The following is a 13,738-nucleotide window of genomic DNA, read 5'->3' on the forward strand; positions in this document are numbered from 1 at the left end:
CCTGGAGCAGTCCATCTTATGGGCGACATTTTACAAATGGTCTGACGCAGATCAAAGAAGTGTACGGATCACATAGTCCATTTGAAATCTATAAAGGCGGCTTGCATTGAAGCTGTAAAGAGGAGTTCAGAAACGCCATGTCCCCGTCCGAGTCACATCCACCCCTTCGAATCCGTGATCTCATCCATCCCATCGTGGCCGGTCTGATCTCGGTCCTCGTCAATTACGGCGGCACATTCATCCTGGTGTTCCAGGCCGCCAAGGTTGCGGGCTTGAGCCCGGAACTGACAGCCTCCTGGGTGTGGTCGATTTCCATCGGCGTGGGCGTGACGGGGATCATCCTGAGTTGGATGACCCGCGAGCCGGTCATCACCGCCTGGTCCACGCCTGCGGCGGCCTTCCTCGTCACCGCGCTGGCGACCACGCCCTATGCCGAGGCGGTAGGCGCTTACCTGATTTCAGCAGCGGCCTTTGTGGTGCTGGGCCTCTCGGGCTGGTTCGAGCGCTTGATCCGGCTGATTCCCCCGGGCGTGGCCGCAGGTTTGCTCGCGGGCATCCTGCTTCAATTCGGCATCAAGGCTTTCGGCGGCATGAGCATCGATCCGGTGCTGGCCGGCTTGCTGATCGTGACCTACGTGGCGCTCAAGCGCTTCAGTGCACGCTATGCCGTCATCGGCATCCTGGTGTTGGGGCTGCTCCTTCTGCGCATGCAGGACCGGATCGACCTGACAGGGCTGACGTTGAAGTTCGCCACTCCGGTCCTCACCATGCCGACGTTCTCGCTCAATGCGTTGCTGAGCGTCGCCTTGCCCCTGTTCCTCATCACGCTGACCGGCCAGTACATGCCCGGCATGCTGGTGCTGCGCAATGCTGGCTTCAAGACCAGCGCCAACCCCGTCGTGACGGTGACCGGCCTGGGCTCGCTGTTGATGGCGCCATTCGGCTCGCATGCCTTCAACATCGCGGCCATCACGGCCGCCATCGCCACGGGCCGGGAGGCACATGAAGACCCCTCCAAGCGCTGGATCGCGGGCATCGCCGCAGGCGTGTGCTACATCCTCGTGGGTGTGTTCGGCGTGACACTGGCCGCCGTCTTCATGGCCTTCCCGGCGACCTTCATCACCACGCTGGCGGGGCTGGCATTGTTGGGCACCATCGGAGGCAGCCTGGCCACCGCCTTGGCCGACGTGAAGACGCGCGAAGCCTCGTTGATCACCTTTCTGGCCGCGGCAGCCAATATCACGCTGCTGGGCATCGGTGGTGCGTTCTGGGGCCTAATGATCGGCTTGGTGGCCCATGCCGTGCTCAATGGCGCGCTGCCGCGCCGCGCACGACCGGCCATCGCGGCTTCGGCCGCCGAGCCTGCGATCAAGAGGGGGGAAGCCAATGCTTGAGCCATCGGACACCCCAACCCGTCACGACCTGCACGGCCGCTATCCGCAAGCGGCCTCAGTCGAGGATTTCCGGCACAACCTGGCAGCGGTGCGCGCCCGCATGGACGCCGCCTGCCACCGCACCGGACGCAATCCGGCGAGGGCGCGCTTGCTGCCGGTGAGCAAGACCAAGCCCGAGGTCAGCCTGCGCCTGGCCCTGAACAGCAACGCTGAAACCGCTCAAGCAGCCTTCGCAATCGGAATCGTCATCCCGCGATAGACCTCCGCCTCCCCATGCTTGGCCAGCAGCTGCATCAGGTGCTTGCGAATCAGCATCCCCGGCCGGTCGGACTCCATCGAATACTCCACGCCGCGCCGCCGCGTGTCGACCAGCGCATCGGGGTCGGTCGATTCGAGGATGTCCTTGTCCTCGCGCGTGATCTCCTCGTCGAAGTCGATCAGCATCTGCGCCGCGCAATCGGCCTCGGTGTCGTTGCGGAACAGCCACTGGCACAGCTGCATGCGCCCGTCGTCGATGGGCGTGAAGCAGTTGATGATGATGTGGCGGATGCCGCTCGGGTACTCGATGTCGAGCCGGCGCGCGAACGGCAGGAAGTAGGCGTTGCGCATGTGACGCGTGGTGATCGCATCGGTCACGCCGCTGATCGAATGGAACTTCACCGGGTTGGTCGCTTCGATCACCGTCTCGGCGTAGAAGCCCGACTCGTTTTCCACCAACTCGTACTTGCTTGGCTTCGGGCTCGCGGCCACGCCGAAGGTGGCGCGGTGCACGAAACTGAAGTGCGAGTTGTCGAACGAATTTTCGAGTGCGCGCATCGGACTGGTCTGCCATTCTTCGTAGAACTGGAAGATCGTGCGATAGCCCGGGTCTTCGAATTCGGGAATGGCCGGGATGTCGGCGATGGGCTCCTCCAGCGCCACCCAGGCGTAGCCGTAGCGCGCGGTGCAGTGGTAGGCGGTGGTCTTGTACTCGGGCGAGATCTTGCGGTCGGGCTCGTACTGCGGGATGCGTACTACCTGGCCGCTGCGGTCGTAGGTCCAGCCGTGGTAGCCGCACTGGATCGCGCCCTGCCCGCAGGCCTTGCCTTCGGTGTCCACGCACCAGCCCTTCGAGAGTTTGGCGGTGCGGTGGCAGCAGCGGTCGCGCAGCGCGGCCGGCTGGCCGTTGGCATCGAGAAACAGAACGATGTCTTCGCCCAGCAGCCGGAAAGGCTTGGGGCCGTGGGCCAGTTCGGTGAGCGGCATGACGGCATGCCAGAACTTGCGGAAGACGGGTTGTTGGGTGACGAGCATGGGCGAACTCCTTCGATGTTGCGTGTGGGGACGAACGTGAAAGAGCAATTTCCTGCTTCGTCGGCATGCTTGATAAAAAACATGCGCGAGGCTGAACGCTTCTACTCTGCGCCGATCGACTTGCAATTAGCGCGCCCGGATTGTGGCGCGCCCCGGCCGCGCGTCCAAGCCCCGTGCCCCGATGCCCGAGCGCCGCACCCTGGCATGCCTCATGCAAGACAGCTGGCAAGAGTAGAAGCGTTCAGCAGCGCACGCACCATCCCCGTGCGCCCGCCCGGAAATTGCTCTTGAGGCGCCTCCCGCCCTGGTGGGAGGCATCCGTCAAGACCACCGACTCCGAGGCCCCACCATGCAACGCCGATCCTTTCTTGCCGCAGCTGCCACCACCCTCGCCGCCCCTGCCGTGTTCGCGCAGGGCGGCAAGCTCACCCCGCTCAAGTTCACGCTCGACTTCCGCATCAACGGCCAGACCGCGCCCTTCTTCCTGGCACACGCCAAGGGCTACTACCGCGACGAAGGGCTGGACGTGACGATCGACACCGGCGCCGGCTCGGTCGCCTCGATCACGCGCATCGCGAGCGGCGTGTACCAGCTGGGCCTGGGCGACATCAGTTCGCTGGTCGAGTTCAATGCACAGAACCCGGGCACGCCCGTGGTGCAGGCCGTGTACCAGTACTACAACCGTGCACCGTTCGTGATCATCGGCCGCAAGGACCGCGGCGTGACCGGCGACTTCAAGAGCCTCACGGGCAAGAAGGTGGCCGCCGCCGCCGTCGAGTCCACGCGCCGCGCCTGGCCGATGGTGGCGCGCAAGCAGGGCATGCGCGGCGATGCCTTCCAGTGGCAGACCACCGACTTCAGCGCGCGCGACAACGTGATGGTGCGCGGCGACGTCGATGCCGCCACCTACTTCCACGACTCGGCCGTTTCGCTCTTCGCGCGCATGAAGGCCGACGAACTCTCGGTGCTCAAGTATTCGGACGCGGGCGTCAACCTGTACGGCAACGCGATCCTTGCGAGCAGCAACCTCATTGCGCAAAATCCGAAGGTGGTGGCGGCCTTTCTGCGCGCGACCAACCGAGCCATCGTCGAAACTTTTTCCAACCCCGCACCGAGCATCGCGGCCATGCGCCAGCGCGAACCGATCCTCGACGAGAAGGTCGAACTCGAACGCTGGAGCCTCACGGCGCAGTACGTGGGCGCGGCGGACACGCGCGGCCACGGGCTGGGCGACATCCGCAAGCTCACGCTCGAACAGCAGGTCGACGAGGTGGCCGACACCTACGGCCTCAAGACGCGGCCCTCGGCCGACGCCCTCTTCAACAGCTCGATGCTGCCTGCGCGCAGCGAGCGCCTTCTTCCCGCACCCAAGGCATGAACGTTCCTGAAAATTCCACCCCCGCCTTCCCCGACGAAAACACGCTCGACGAGCGCGACGGCCGCTACCTGCGCAAGGCCATCGTGTGGTCGCATGCCGCGCGCCGTCGAGGCAACCGGCCCTTCGGTTCGGTCATCGTCTCAGCCGCCGGCGAAGTGCTGGCCGAGGCCGCGAACAGCAACACCGAAACCGGCGACTGCACCGCGCACGCCGAGGTGAACGCGCTGCGCGCGCTGGCCGGTCGCGGCCTCACGCGCGAGGAGCTGGCCGGCGCCACGCTCTACGCCTCGGGCGAGCCCTGCGTGATGTGCGCGGGCGCGATCTTCTGGTCGAACATCGGCCGCGTGGTGTTCGGCATCGACGCGCAGCGGCTGCGCGTGTTCCGCGGCGAGCGGCAGGACCAGCGCGACGCGGAGCTGTCGTGCCGCGACGTGTTCCGCGCGTCGCCGCATCCAATCGATTGCATCGGGCCGGCGCTCATCGATGAAGCGGCTGCCGCGCATGACAGCGCGTGGAAGACCTGAGCCTGTGACGGCGCACTAGACTCGCCGCATGCCCTGGCACGCCCGTCTCCACCTCGCCTACCAACAAGAAGCCGACCGCAGCGTCGCCCGTTTTCGCCACGACGGCCCGCTGCGCGTCCTGCAGAGCCTCTACCCCGAGGGCGATGCGGTGTGCCACCACGTGCTGGTGCACCCACCGGGCGGGCTCGTGGGCGGCGACACGCTCGACATCGACATCGAAGCCGCCGACGGCAGCCACGGCCTGATCACCACGCCCGGCGCCTCGCGCTTCTACCGTTCCGAAGGCGAAACCGCGCTGCAACGCACGCGCATCCGGCTCGCCTCCGGTGCGCGGCTCGAATGGCTGCCGCTCGAAGCGATCTGCTACAGCGGCTGCCAGGCCGAGAACCGGCTCACCGTCGAAACTGCACCGGGCGCCGAGATGATCGGCTGGGACGTGTGTGCGCTCGGCCTGCCGAACGCCAACCAGCCCTTCGAACGCGGCACCTACCTGCAGCACATCGAAGCCCCCGGCGTGTGGCTGGAGCGCGGACGCATCGATGCGAACGACCACCGCCTGCTGCAAAGCCCGCTGGGGCTGGGCGGCCACCGCTGCCTCGCCTCGCTGTTCGTGGTGACCGGCTCGCCGATGATCAAGGCACGGCGCGAAGCCCTGCTGACGCAGGCGCGCACGCTGCTCGAAGCGCACGAACTGCACGAGAGCGCGGGCGCGACCAGCCCGCACGCGGAAGTGGTCGTGCTGCGCGTGCTTGCGCCGGTGGTCGAGCCCGCGATGCAGCTGCTGCGGCAGGTCTGGCAGGCGTGGCGCAGCGAGTTGTGGCAACTGCCGGCGGCCACGCCGCGCATCTGGGCGACCTGAGAAGCGGGCGACAGTGCGGCGTATCAGGCCGGGACGTCGGTCCCCGGCAGTCGCCGCTACTTTCGTTTTTTCCGGCGTGGTGCGCACGGACAACGTGCGCACGAGTCGGCCTCGCTTCTTCAATCCGGGGAGGCCCTTCGTTGACGACTCTTGTCGGCTACCAGGGCAGAGGCGCGGCCTCGCCGTTGGCATGCTCGCCGTAGTACAGCGACGGCAAAAAACGAGAGAGGTACGTGAACTCCGAATAGCAATGGCGCAGCAGCCCCAGGCCCAGTTCGTCCGGCACGTCGACCGCCGGCTGCGCGCTCGACTGTCCCAACAGGAAGCGGCTGCGCAGCACGCAGCCAAAGGGCGTGTCGCGGGCTAGGTGAATCATCTGCCCGTCCTGCGGATCGCCGTTGGCGTCCAGCGTGATGTGCTCGCCGAAGCCGATGCGCGCATACACCGCCGCCGACGCGCGCTTCTGCGCGAAGGCCAGGTCGAGTTGCTCCGTGTCGAACAACTCGCGCGGGTCATGGAACTTGAGTTGCGCAGCCACCGGCGGAATGTCGGCCAGCGACTCCACCGCGCGAATCGACGCACCGATGTAGCTTTCGCCCTTCTTCCAATGCGTGTCCCAGCCGCGGTGTTCGACGTGGTCGTGCGGATGCCACCACTTGATGTGCTGCGTGGTCTCGAAGAACTTGAACCACCAGTCGAGCATGCGGCCGGTGCAGCCATGAAGATCGGTGCGCACGGCCACGACAAGGCAACCGCTGGGCAGGCGGGAAATGCCGGTTTCCAGCCGCAGCGGCGCGATCTGCAACAGGTCGTCGATGCGGGAAATCTCTGGATGGAAGGGATGCTCGATCATGTGTTTTCCGATCATTTCTTGAAGAGGAGAAATGATCTTACATTAAGGAAACGCTTTGCGTTTCTTTAAATTGGATAATGCCCCACGGAAGGCTCCGCAACGAAAGACCGCATGGAACACACAACGAACCCCACCGCCCGGCCACGCGGGCGGCCGGCAAGGCCCGAGCACGAGATGGGCGAGGCTGCAGTGGCCGCCGCCACCTGGCTGCTGCTGAACGAAGGCTATGCCGCCACGACGATGGAGGCCGTGGCCAGGCGCGCCGGCCTTGCCAAGAAGTCGCTCTACCGGTTCGCGGCCAACCGCGAAGACCTGGTGGCGTTGGTCGTACGCAGCTGGACCGACGAATTCAAACCCGTGCTGGCGACCGAAGTTCGTTCACAGGCGGACGTGTTGCCCGCGCTGGCGGAAATACTGCGGGTGATCGCGGCGCGCGTGCTGTCGGCCGACGCGGTCGGCCTGTTCCGGCTGCTCACCACTGACTTTCCGTCCAAGGCGGACCTGCTGGAGGTGTACGAACGCAACGGCATCGAGCGCGGCCGGCGGATGCTCGTCGACTGGCTCAAGCGCCAGCGCAAGAACGGGCTGCTGCAGGTGAAGGAGCCCGAAGCGGTGTGCGACCTGATGCTGTCGATGGTCATCGCCGAGCCCTTGCGGCAGATGGCGCTGGGCGTGACACCACCGGTGCCGGCGTGGGATCCGTCGCCGCGCATCGAGGCGGCGCTTCGGCTGATGAACGGCGAAGCGTTCTCGGTCGCGGCAAGCGCCTAGGAGGGAACGGGTGTCACCACCCGGTGCGCACGAAGTCCCTTGCCATCAGCCGCAAATCAGCCGCAAGCCACCTTGCCGGACGGCGCGCTGCGCAACCTGTTGAGAAACGCCAGTTGCACCCTGGCCGTTTCGCTCCCCTTCTCGGCGGCGCGCAGCATCCACGTGCGTGCCTCGCAGCGGTCGGCCTTCACGGCGGACCCATACAGCGTGGGGCCCGTCAGCAGCACCATGCCCAGCATCTCCTGCGCCTCGGGATGGCCTTCGGTGGCGGCCTGGCGCAGCTGCACGAGCATCGTGCGGTAGTCGCGCCCGGCCTGGGCTTCGAGGGCGAGTTGATAGCGCTGCTCGGTTTGCAGGTCGGCGTTCACATCGAAAGGCTTCGCTGCAGCGCCGGCGGCGACCAGGCACAGCGCGCCTGACAGGAAGATGCGCCAGCGCAGCGACCAGTTGGCGATCTGTTTGAGTTCGGATGACATCGGTTTTTTCTCCACCAGTTGCGTGGCACCGATGGTCCCGCGAAGGGGCGCGCAGGAGAAACTGGAATTCACGCAGGACGCCTCAGGCGCCGCCTGAGCCCGGGCTTAGAACACCGCCAGCACGGCCGCATTCACCGCATAACCGCCGACCGTCAAAAACACGAACAGCAGCGCCCCCAGCTTGAGCGGCTGCGCCCCGGCCTTGCGCAGGCTCGCGGCGCTGGTGCGCAGGCCCATCGCGGCCATGGCGGTGGCGAGCAGCAGCGTGTCGAGCTGCACCAGCGCGGCGACGAGTGCGCGCGGCAGCACGTCGAGCGAATGCACGGCGCTCACGGCGATGAACAGCACCGCGAACCATGGCACGCGCACCTGGCGCCAGCAGGCGCGCAGGCTCGCGGTGCCCGGCGTCGATGCCGCCACGCGGAACGACAGGCCCATGAGGAACGGCGCCAGCATCATCACGCGCAGCATCTTCTCGACCACGGCCGCATTCGCCGCGCCCGGGCTGACCGCCTCGCCGACCGCGACCACCTGCGCCACCTCGTGGATGGTCGATCCCGCGAAGAGACCGAAGGCATGTTCCGTGAGGCCGAGGTACGGATAGACCAGCGGGTACAGCACCATCGACAGCGTGCCGAACACGACCACCGTGGCGACGGCGATCGACACCTTGTGCTCTTCGCCGCGCACCACGGGCTGCGTGGCCATCACGGCGGCGGCGCCGCAGATGGCGCTGCCCGCGCCGATCAGCGCGGCCGTCTCGCGGTCGAGCCCCAGCCAGCGCGTGCCGATGCGCACGGCGAGGCCGAAGGTCAGCGCCACCATCGCCATCGCGATCAGCACGCCGGGCCAGCCGACGGCGCCGATGTCGCTCAGCGAGATGCGAAAACCGTAGAGCACGATGCCCGCGCGCAGCAGCACGCTGCGCGCAAAGTCCACGCCGGCGCCGGTGCGGTCCGACACCGCGGGGAACACCGTGTTGCCCGCCACCATGCCCAACGCGATGGCCAAGGTCAGCGCGCTCAGGCCCAGGTGCACCATCGGCGGCCACTCGGCCAGCAGCGCGGCGGCAGCCGCCAGCGCTGCGGCGAAAAGCACGCCGGGGCCGCAGCGGCGAACGAAGGAAAAACCGGGCAAGGAGGCGGCAAGGGACGACATGGGCCCAAGCTTAGAAATCGACAGACCATGAGTCAAAGACATAAACTTCACCGATGCATGAAGTTAAGTTATGACCCTCAACCTGCACCTGGTGCGCCTGTTCGTCGCCGTGGCCGAGGCGGGCAGCTTCTCTCGCGCGGCCGAGGGCCTGTGGATCAGCCAGCCCGCAGTGTCCAAGGGCATCCGCGAGCTGGAGCACCAACTCGACCTGACGCTCATCGAGCGTGGCGCGGGCAAGGGCTTCCGTCTCACCGAGGCCGGCGCGTCGCTGCTCACGCATGCGCGCGGCATCTTCGCGATGGAGCGCGCGGCGCTCGACGATGTGCGTGCGCGCGTCGGCGTGCAGCGCGGCAGCCTCACGCTGGGCGCCAGCACCACGGTGGCGAGCTACTGGCTGCCACCGCAGATCGCGGCCTTCTGCGCGGCCTTTCCGGCGGTGGTGCCGCGCGTCACGGTCGGCAACACGCAGTGGGTGTGCGAGCAACTGCTCGAATGCCGCATCGACCTCGCACTGGTCGAAGGCCGTGTGGACGCAGACAGCGAAGCGCGCATCGACGTGCGCGAATGGACCACCGACCCGCTCGCCATCGTCGCGCCGCCCGACGCCGCGCTGCCCCGCCGCGGCGTGACGGCTGCGCTGCTGGGCCGGCAGAACTGGATCCTGCGCGAGCCCGGCTCGGGCACGCGCCAGGCCACCGAGGCGCTGTGCGCGACGCACGGCATCGATGCGCCGCCGTGGATGGAAATGGCAAGCAACGAAGCCATTGCGCGCACCGTGGCCAGCGGCGTCGGCATCTCGATGCTGCCGCGCGTGGTGGTGGCCGACATGCTCGCGCTGGGCACGCTGCGCGAGCTGAAGCTGCCAGGCGCGGTGCTGTCGCGGCCGCTGTACCGGCTGAGCCTGAAGAACCGGCCGCTCTCGCCGGCGGCGCTGCGGATGGCGCAGATCCTCGACGCCTCGTGAAATGAAAAAAGGGCGCATCGTGTGCGCCCTTTGTCGTTGTCAGCCGCTGCGTGCTAGCAGCAGCGCCCCTTGCCCCCGCCGTAGCGCGCCTCGAGCCGTTCGCGAAAGAAATCCTCGTAGCTCATCGGCGCCCGGTCGGGGTGGGTGGCCATCATGTGCGTCAGGTAGACGTCGTAGTCGGGCAGCCCGACCATGAGCCGCAGCGACTGCTTGATCGAGCGGGCGATGTAGCGCCCGGCTTCGGATAGGGCGAGGCCCATGGCGTTCAGTGGGCGGCGGACGAGGCCGCGCCCATCGACTCGAACGGCGTCTCCTGCGTGGTCGGCCGGTTGGCCGCGCGCGCCGCGAAGCAGGCCTTGATGCTGTAGACCAGCACGCTCAGCACCACGAAGATGAACAGCGCACACAACGCCGCGTCGAGCCGGTCGTTGAAGACGATGCGCGACATGGCTTCGGGCGTCTTGGCCGGCGCAATCAGCACGCCGTTGGCCAGGCCGTCTGCGTACTTCGACGCATGCGACAGGAAGCCGATCTTCGGATCGCTCGAGAAGATCTTCTGCCAGCCCGCCGTCAGCGTGCAGGCCAGCAGCCACACGGCCGGCGCTGCCGCCACCCAGGCGTAGCGCTCGCGCTTCATGCGGAACAGCACGACCACACCCAACATGAGTGCCACCGCGGCGAGCATCTGGTTGGAGATGCCGAACAGCGGCCACAGCGTGTTGATGCCGCCCAGCGGATCGACCACGCCCTGGTACAGGAAGTAGCCCCAGGCCGCCACGCACAGCGCGGTGGCGATCAGGTTGGCCGGCAGCGAGTCGGTGCGCTTGAGCGCGGGCACGAAGCTGCCCAGCAGATCCTGCAGCATGAAGCGGCCGGCGCGCGTGCCGGCGTCCACCGCCGTGAGGATGAACAGCGCCTCGAACAAAATCGCGAAGTGGTACCAGAAGGCCATCATGGCCTGCCCGCCGATCACCTGGTGAAGGATGTGGGCCATGCCCACGGCCAACGTCGGCGCGCCGCCGGTGCGCCCGAGGATGGTGGTCTCGCCCACGTCCTTGGCCGTCTGCAGCAGCATCTCGGGCGTGACTACGAAGCCCCAGCCCGAAATGGTGGCGGCGGCCTGTTGCACCGTGGTGCCGACCAGCGCGCCCGGGCTGTTCATCGCGAAGTAGATGCCCGGCTCGATGCACGAGGCCGCCACCAGCGCCATCACGGCCACGAACGACTCGGCCAGCATGCCGCCGTAGCCGATGAAGCGCGCGTGGCGTTCGTTGTCGAGCATCTTGGGCGTGGTGCCCGAAGAGATCAGCGCGTGGAAGCCCGAGACGGCACCGCAGGCGATGGTGATGAACAGGAACGGGAACAGGCTGCCCGACCACACCGGGCCGTTGCCCTGCGCAAACTGCGTGAGGGCGGGCATCTGCAGCGTCGGCATCACCACCACGATGCCGATGGCCAGCGCGATGATCGTGCCGATCTTCAGGAAGGTCGACAGGTAGTCGCGCGGTGCCAGCAGCAGCCACACCGGCAGGCTGGCGGCCACGAAGCCGTAGCCCACGAGCATCCAGGTGAGCGCCTTGCCGTCGAACGTAAAGGCCGGACCCCACACCGGATGCTGGCTGACCCACTGGCCGCCGAAGATGGCCGCCATCAGCAGCACGAAGCCGATCACCGACACCTCGCCGATGCGGCCCGGGCGGATGTAGCGCAGGTACACGCCCATGAACAGCGCCACGGGAATCGTCGCGGCCACCGTGAAGCTGCCCCACGGCGATTCGGCCAGCGCCTTCACCACGATGAGGGCCAGCACCGCCAGGATGATGATCATGATCATGAAGGTGCCGAACAGCGCGATCATGCCGGGCACCACGCCCATCTCCTGCTTGACCAGGTCGCCCAGCGAGCGGCCGTCGCGGCGCGTGGAAATGAACAGGATGATGAAGTCCTGCACCGCCCCCGCGAACACCACGCCCGCCAGCACCCACAGCAGACCGGGCAGGTAGCCCATCTGCGCCGCGAGCACCGGGCCCACCAGCGGACCGGCGCCCGCAATGGCCGCGAAGTGGTGGCCGAACAGCACGTTCTTGTCGGTCGGCACGTAGTCCAGGCCGTCGTTGTGGCGGTGCGCGGGCGTCTTGCGGTTGGCGTCGAGCCCCAGCACCTTGTCGGCGATGAACAGGCTGTAGTAGCGGTAGGCGATCAGGTAGGTGCAGAGGGCGGCGGTCACGACCCAGAGGGCGTTGATGCTTTCCCCCCGGCTCAGGGCGACGGTGCCCAGCGCGAAAGCGCCGAGCACGGCCACGGCCAGCCACACCAGATGGCGGCGAATGTTGGGCATGCGGATGTCTCCTCGATATGAACCGGGCGAGTGTTCCCCGCCCGCCGCGGCGCCGCATCCGTCGAACTGCGCGGTCCGGGCGGGTGGAATTGCCTAATGGATAACCCCTAACCACGTTCCGCCGAACGGTCATTGGCGGCGCTGCGAGGCGCTTGGGTTTACGTTAAATGTGATAAATTCACATTCACTAACAATGTGAAACAACTCTGACGAGTCCACGATGACCCAGCATTCGCAGGCGCGCACAAGCGGCGGCTTCACATTGATCGAAGTGATGATCACGGTGGCCATCGTGGCCATCCTGGCGTCGATCGCCTACCCGTCCTACCTGCGCTACATCATTCGGTCCAACCGGTCGGCGGCCCAGGGTTACATGCTTGAGGTCACCAACCTGCAGCAGCGCTATCTGCTGGATGCACGGGCCTACGCCGCCAATCTTGCAACGCTGAATTCGAGCGTTCCTTCCCATGTGTCGTCCAACTACACGGTCACGACCGCCCCCAAGACCGGAACCACGCTGCCGGGCTTTCGGGTCACGGCCACGCCGATCGGCAGTCAACTCGCCAGGGATACCGATTGCGCAGAGCTGACGATCGACGAATCGGGGACAAAGACCGCGTCGGGCAACAGCGGAGTTGCAGGATGCTGGTAGGCCGCCGCTCGCGCGGCTTCACGCTGATCGAATTGGTCACGGTCATCACGATCATGGCGATCCTGGCTGCCATCGCGGCGCCTTCTTTCAGCGCATTCATTGCCAACCAGCGCATTCGCAACGTCTCCTTCGACCTGATGGCAGCCATCACGCTCGCCCGGAGCCAGGCTGTGACCCGAAACGGCAATGTGTCCCTGCGCAAGGTCGGCACCGACTGGGACGGCGGCTGGAAGGTGAGCAACGACACCCTCACGTTCCAGAACCAGGAGGCCTACAAGAACCTCTCCATCACCGACTCGGCGGGCCTGAGCGCCATCACCTACGGCAAGGACGGCCGCCCGGTGACAGCGAGCACGAAATTCACCATCGCACCATCAGCCGCGGTGAGCGGCGTGAGTTCGCGCTGCATCTCCATCGGCCTGAGTGGCGTGCCGAGCAGCAACACAGGAGCCTGCTAGATGTCGCCCCGTCGTTCTTCCAACCGCCGTCTCCATGTGGCCGCGCCCCAGCATGGGATCGCGCTGATCGAAGTGCTGGTCTCGCTCGTCATCCTCTTGTTCGGCCTGCTCGGCCTGGTGGGGGTGAGCAGCCGCTCGAGCCTGGCCGAGATGGAGTCCTACCAGCGGATCCAGGCCCTGCAACTCGTACAAGACATGGCGGACCGTCTCAACGCCAACCGGAAAGTCGCGAGTTGCTACTCCAACGATGCGACCGGCGTGCAATTGGGCACGGGCACTGGCAATACGGGGGCCCCGAGCTGCACCATCGGCAATGCACAGCAACAGGCGCGAGCCACGGCCGATCTTGCGGCCTGGGACAACATGCTCAAGGGACAGGCCGAGATCCAGTCGGGCGCAAACCTCGGCGCCATGATCGGCGCCATCGGCTGCGTAACCCTCGACGATGCCGCCGACAACGTCTACATGATTGCCGTGTCCTGGCAAGGCCTCGCCAAGACGGCCGCGCCGACCCTGGCCGATGGCAGCACCGCGTTTCCCTGCGGCAACGGCAGCTATGGCGATGAAAAACTGCACCGGGTCGTCACCACAAAGGTTCGAATGGGAGCACTGTCGTGAGG

At 66.6% G+C, this 13,738-nt stretch carries 15 protein-coding genes and 1 pseudogene; 10 read left to right on the top strand and 6 right to left on the bottom strand.

The features are described 5' to 3' along the window. Positions 1-137: 137 nt before the first annotated feature. A complete protein-coding gene (locus GFK26_RS32320; RefSeq protein ID WP_153285570.1) occupies positions 138-1,394 on the top strand; it encodes a benzoate/H(+) symporter BenE family transporter in 1,257 nt (418 codons plus the stop codon). Beyond that, positions 1,387-1,590: pseudogene (locus GFK26_RS32325) on the top strand (YggS family pyridoxal phosphate-dependent enzyme); the annotation flags it as partial. The gene GFK26_RS32320 and the pseudogene GFK26_RS32325, both read left to right, overlap by 8 nt. Before the next feature lie 23 nt (positions 1,591-1,613). Here GFK26_RS32325 and GFK26_RS32330 read toward each other — a convergent pair. Next, a complete protein-coding gene (locus GFK26_RS32330; RefSeq protein WP_153285571.1) occupies positions 1,614-2,687 on the bottom strand; it encodes an aromatic ring-hydroxylating oxygenase subunit alpha in 1,074 nt (357 codons plus the stop codon). A 349-nt stretch (positions 2,688-3,036) separates the two neighbouring features. Between GFK26_RS32330 and GFK26_RS32335 the strand changes: the two genes are divergently transcribed. Genes GFK26_RS32335 through GFK26_RS32345 form a run of 3 tightly spaced genes read left to right on the top strand, consistent with a single transcriptional unit; the run spans position 3,037 to position 5,448 of the window. Further along, positions 3,037-4,065 carry an ABC transporter substrate-binding protein gene (locus GFK26_RS32335; RefSeq protein ID WP_153285572.1) on the top strand — a complete coding sequence of 343 codons (1,029 nt, stop codon included), beginning with the start codon at positions 3,037-3,039 and terminating at the stop codon, positions 4,063-4,065. Further along, positions 4,062-4,589, top strand: a complete 528-nt coding sequence (locus tag GFK26_RS32340; protein WP_153285573.1) for a nucleoside deaminase — start codon at positions 4,062-4,064, stop codon at positions 4,587-4,589. The genes GFK26_RS32335 and GFK26_RS32340 overlap by 4 nt, the downstream gene beginning before the upstream one ends. Positions 4,590-4,617: 28 nt before the next feature. Beyond that, a complete protein-coding gene (locus GFK26_RS32345) occupies positions 4,618-5,448 on the top strand; it encodes an urease accessory protein UreD (RefSeq protein WP_153285574.1) in 831 nt (276 codons plus the stop codon). 157 nt (positions 5,449-5,605) lie between these two features. On the opposite strand, the gene GFK26_RS32350 is transcribed toward GFK26_RS32345, so the two are convergent. Further along, complete coding sequence (locus tag GFK26_RS32350; protein ID WP_153285575.1) at positions 5,606-6,301, bottom strand: DAPG hydrolase family protein; 696 nt, start codon at positions 6,299-6,301, stop codon at positions 5,606-5,608. Positions 6,302-6,412: 111 nt separating this feature from the next. Between GFK26_RS32350 and GFK26_RS32355 the strand changes: the two genes are divergently transcribed. Further along, a complete protein-coding gene (locus tag GFK26_RS32355) occupies positions 6,413-7,072 on the top strand; it encodes a TetR/AcrR family transcriptional regulator (protein ID WP_153285576.1) in 660 nt (219 codons plus the stop codon). 56 nt (positions 7,073-7,128) lie between these two features. On the opposite strand, the gene GFK26_RS32360 is transcribed toward GFK26_RS32355, so the two are convergent. Together GFK26_RS32360 and GFK26_RS32365 are read right to left on the bottom strand one after the other, a co-directional pair. Continuing rightward, positions 7,129-7,548: a sel1 repeat family protein gene (locus GFK26_RS32360; protein ID WP_153285577.1), complete on the bottom strand. Its 420-nt coding sequence runs from the start codon at positions 7,546-7,548 to the stop codon at positions 7,129-7,131. Positions 7,549-7,653: 105 nt separating this feature from the next. Then, positions 7,654-8,706, bottom strand: a complete 1,053-nt coding sequence (locus tag GFK26_RS32365; RefSeq protein WP_153285578.1) for a YeiH family protein — start codon at positions 8,704-8,706, stop codon at positions 7,654-7,656. A 70-nt stretch (positions 8,707-8,776) separates the two neighbouring features. Between GFK26_RS32365 and GFK26_RS32370 the strand changes: the two genes are divergently transcribed. Beyond that, on the top strand, positions 8,777-9,670 hold the full coding sequence (locus GFK26_RS32370) for a LysR substrate-binding domain-containing protein (protein WP_153285579.1): 894 nt from the start codon (positions 8,777-8,779) through the stop codon (positions 9,668-9,670). A 53-nt stretch (positions 9,671-9,723) separates the two neighbouring features. Here the strand turns inward: GFK26_RS32370 and GFK26_RS32375 are convergent, their stop codons facing one another. Then, the gene (locus tag GFK26_RS32375; protein ID WP_153285580.1) at positions 9,724-9,930 is read right to left on the bottom strand and encodes a YbdD/YjiX family protein; all 207 of its coding nucleotides are present in this window, start codon (positions 9,928-9,930) and stop codon (positions 9,724-9,726) included. 5 nt (positions 9,931-9,935) lie between these two features. Continuing rightward, entirely contained in the window at positions 9,936-12,008 is a 2,073-nt protein-coding gene (locus GFK26_RS32380; RefSeq protein ID WP_153285582.1) for a carbon starvation CstA family protein, read from the bottom strand. A gap of 220 nt (positions 12,009-12,228) precedes the next feature. Here GFK26_RS32380 and GFK26_RS32385 point away from each other — a divergent pair, with 220 nt between their 5' ends. From GFK26_RS32385 to pilV, 3 genes are read left to right on the top strand one after another with little or no spacing between them, the layout of a single operon-like run. Next, positions 12,229-12,660 (top strand): type IV pilin protein, encoded by a 432-nt coding sequence (locus tag GFK26_RS32385; protein WP_153285583.1) that lies wholly within the window; start codon positions 12,229-12,231, stop codon positions 12,658-12,660. Next, the gene (locus tag GFK26_RS32390; protein ID WP_153286180.1) at positions 12,651-13,118 is read left to right on the top strand and encodes a GspH/FimT family pseudopilin; all 468 of its coding nucleotides are present in this window, start codon (positions 12,651-12,653) and stop codon (positions 13,116-13,118) included. The genes GFK26_RS32385 and GFK26_RS32390 overlap by 10 nt, the downstream gene beginning before the upstream one ends. After that, on the top strand, positions 13,119-13,736 hold the full coding sequence (gene pilV / locus GFK26_RS32395; protein WP_153285584.1) for a type IV pilus modification protein PilV: 618 nt from the start codon (positions 13,119-13,121) through the stop codon (positions 13,734-13,736). It abuts the gene before it with no gap. Positions 13,737-13,738: the final 2 nt, after the last annotated feature.

Source organism: Variovorax paradoxus (genome assembly GCF_009498455.1).
In the GTDB taxonomy this organism is placed as follows: Bacteria; Pseudomonadota; Gammaproteobacteria; order Burkholderiales; family Burkholderiaceae_C; genus Variovorax; species Variovorax paradoxus_H.

Excerpts from the sequence above, each read along its gene's own strand:
- GFK26_RS32320 (WP_153285570.1), top strand. The coding sequence starts at position 138 with ATGTCCCCGTCCGAGTCACATCCACCCCTTCGAATCCGTGATCTCATC.
- GFK26_RS32365 (WP_153285578.1), bottom strand. The coding sequence starts at position 8,706 with ATGTCGTCCCTTGCCGCCTCCTTGCCCGGTTTTTCCTTCGTTCGCCGC.
- pilV (WP_153285584.1), top strand. The coding sequence starts at position 13,119 with ATGTCGCCCCGTCGTTCTTCCAACCGCCGTCTCCATGTGGCCGCGCCC.
- GFK26_RS32385 (WP_153285583.1), top strand. The coding sequence starts at position 12,229 with ATGACCCAGCATTCGCAGGCGCGCACAAGCGGCGGCTTCACATTGATC.
- GFK26_RS32345 (WP_153285574.1), top strand. The coding sequence starts at position 4,618 with ATGCCCTGGCACGCCCGTCTCCACCTCGCCTACCAACAAGAAGCCGAC.
- GFK26_RS32370 (WP_153285579.1), top strand. The coding sequence starts at position 8,777 with ATGACCCTCAACCTGCACCTGGTGCGCCTGTTCGTCGCCGTGGCCGAG.
- GFK26_RS32360 (WP_153285577.1), bottom strand. The coding sequence starts at position 7,548 with ATGTCATCCGAACTCAAACAGATCGCCAACTGGTCGCTGCGCTGGCGC.
- GFK26_RS32335 (WP_153285572.1), top strand. The coding sequence starts at position 3,037 with ATGCAACGCCGATCCTTTCTTGCCGCAGCTGCCACCACCCTCGCCGCC.
- GFK26_RS32350 (WP_153285575.1), bottom strand. The coding sequence starts at position 6,301 with ATGATCGAGCATCCCTTCCATCCAGAGATTTCCCGCATCGACGACCTG.
- GFK26_RS32375 (WP_153285580.1), bottom strand. The coding sequence starts at position 9,930 with ATGGGCCTCGCCCTATCCGAAGCCGGGCGCTACATCGCCCGCTCGATC.
- GFK26_RS32330 (WP_153285571.1), bottom strand. The coding sequence starts at position 2,687 with ATGCTCGTCACCCAACAACCCGTCTTCCGCAAGTTCTGGCATGCCGTC.
- GFK26_RS32390 (WP_153286180.1), top strand. The coding sequence starts at position 12,651 with ATGCTGGTAGGCCGCCGCTCGCGCGGCTTCACGCTGATCGAATTGGTC.
- GFK26_RS32340 (WP_153285573.1), top strand. The coding sequence starts at position 4,062 with ATGAACGTTCCTGAAAATTCCACCCCCGCCTTCCCCGACGAAAACACG.
- GFK26_RS32380 (WP_153285582.1), bottom strand. The coding sequence starts at position 12,008 with ATGCCCAACATTCGCCGCCATCTGGTGTGGCTGGCCGTGGCCGTGCTC.
- GFK26_RS32355 (WP_153285576.1), top strand. The coding sequence starts at position 6,413 with ATGGAACACACAACGAACCCCACCGCCCGGCCACGCGGGCGGCCGGCA.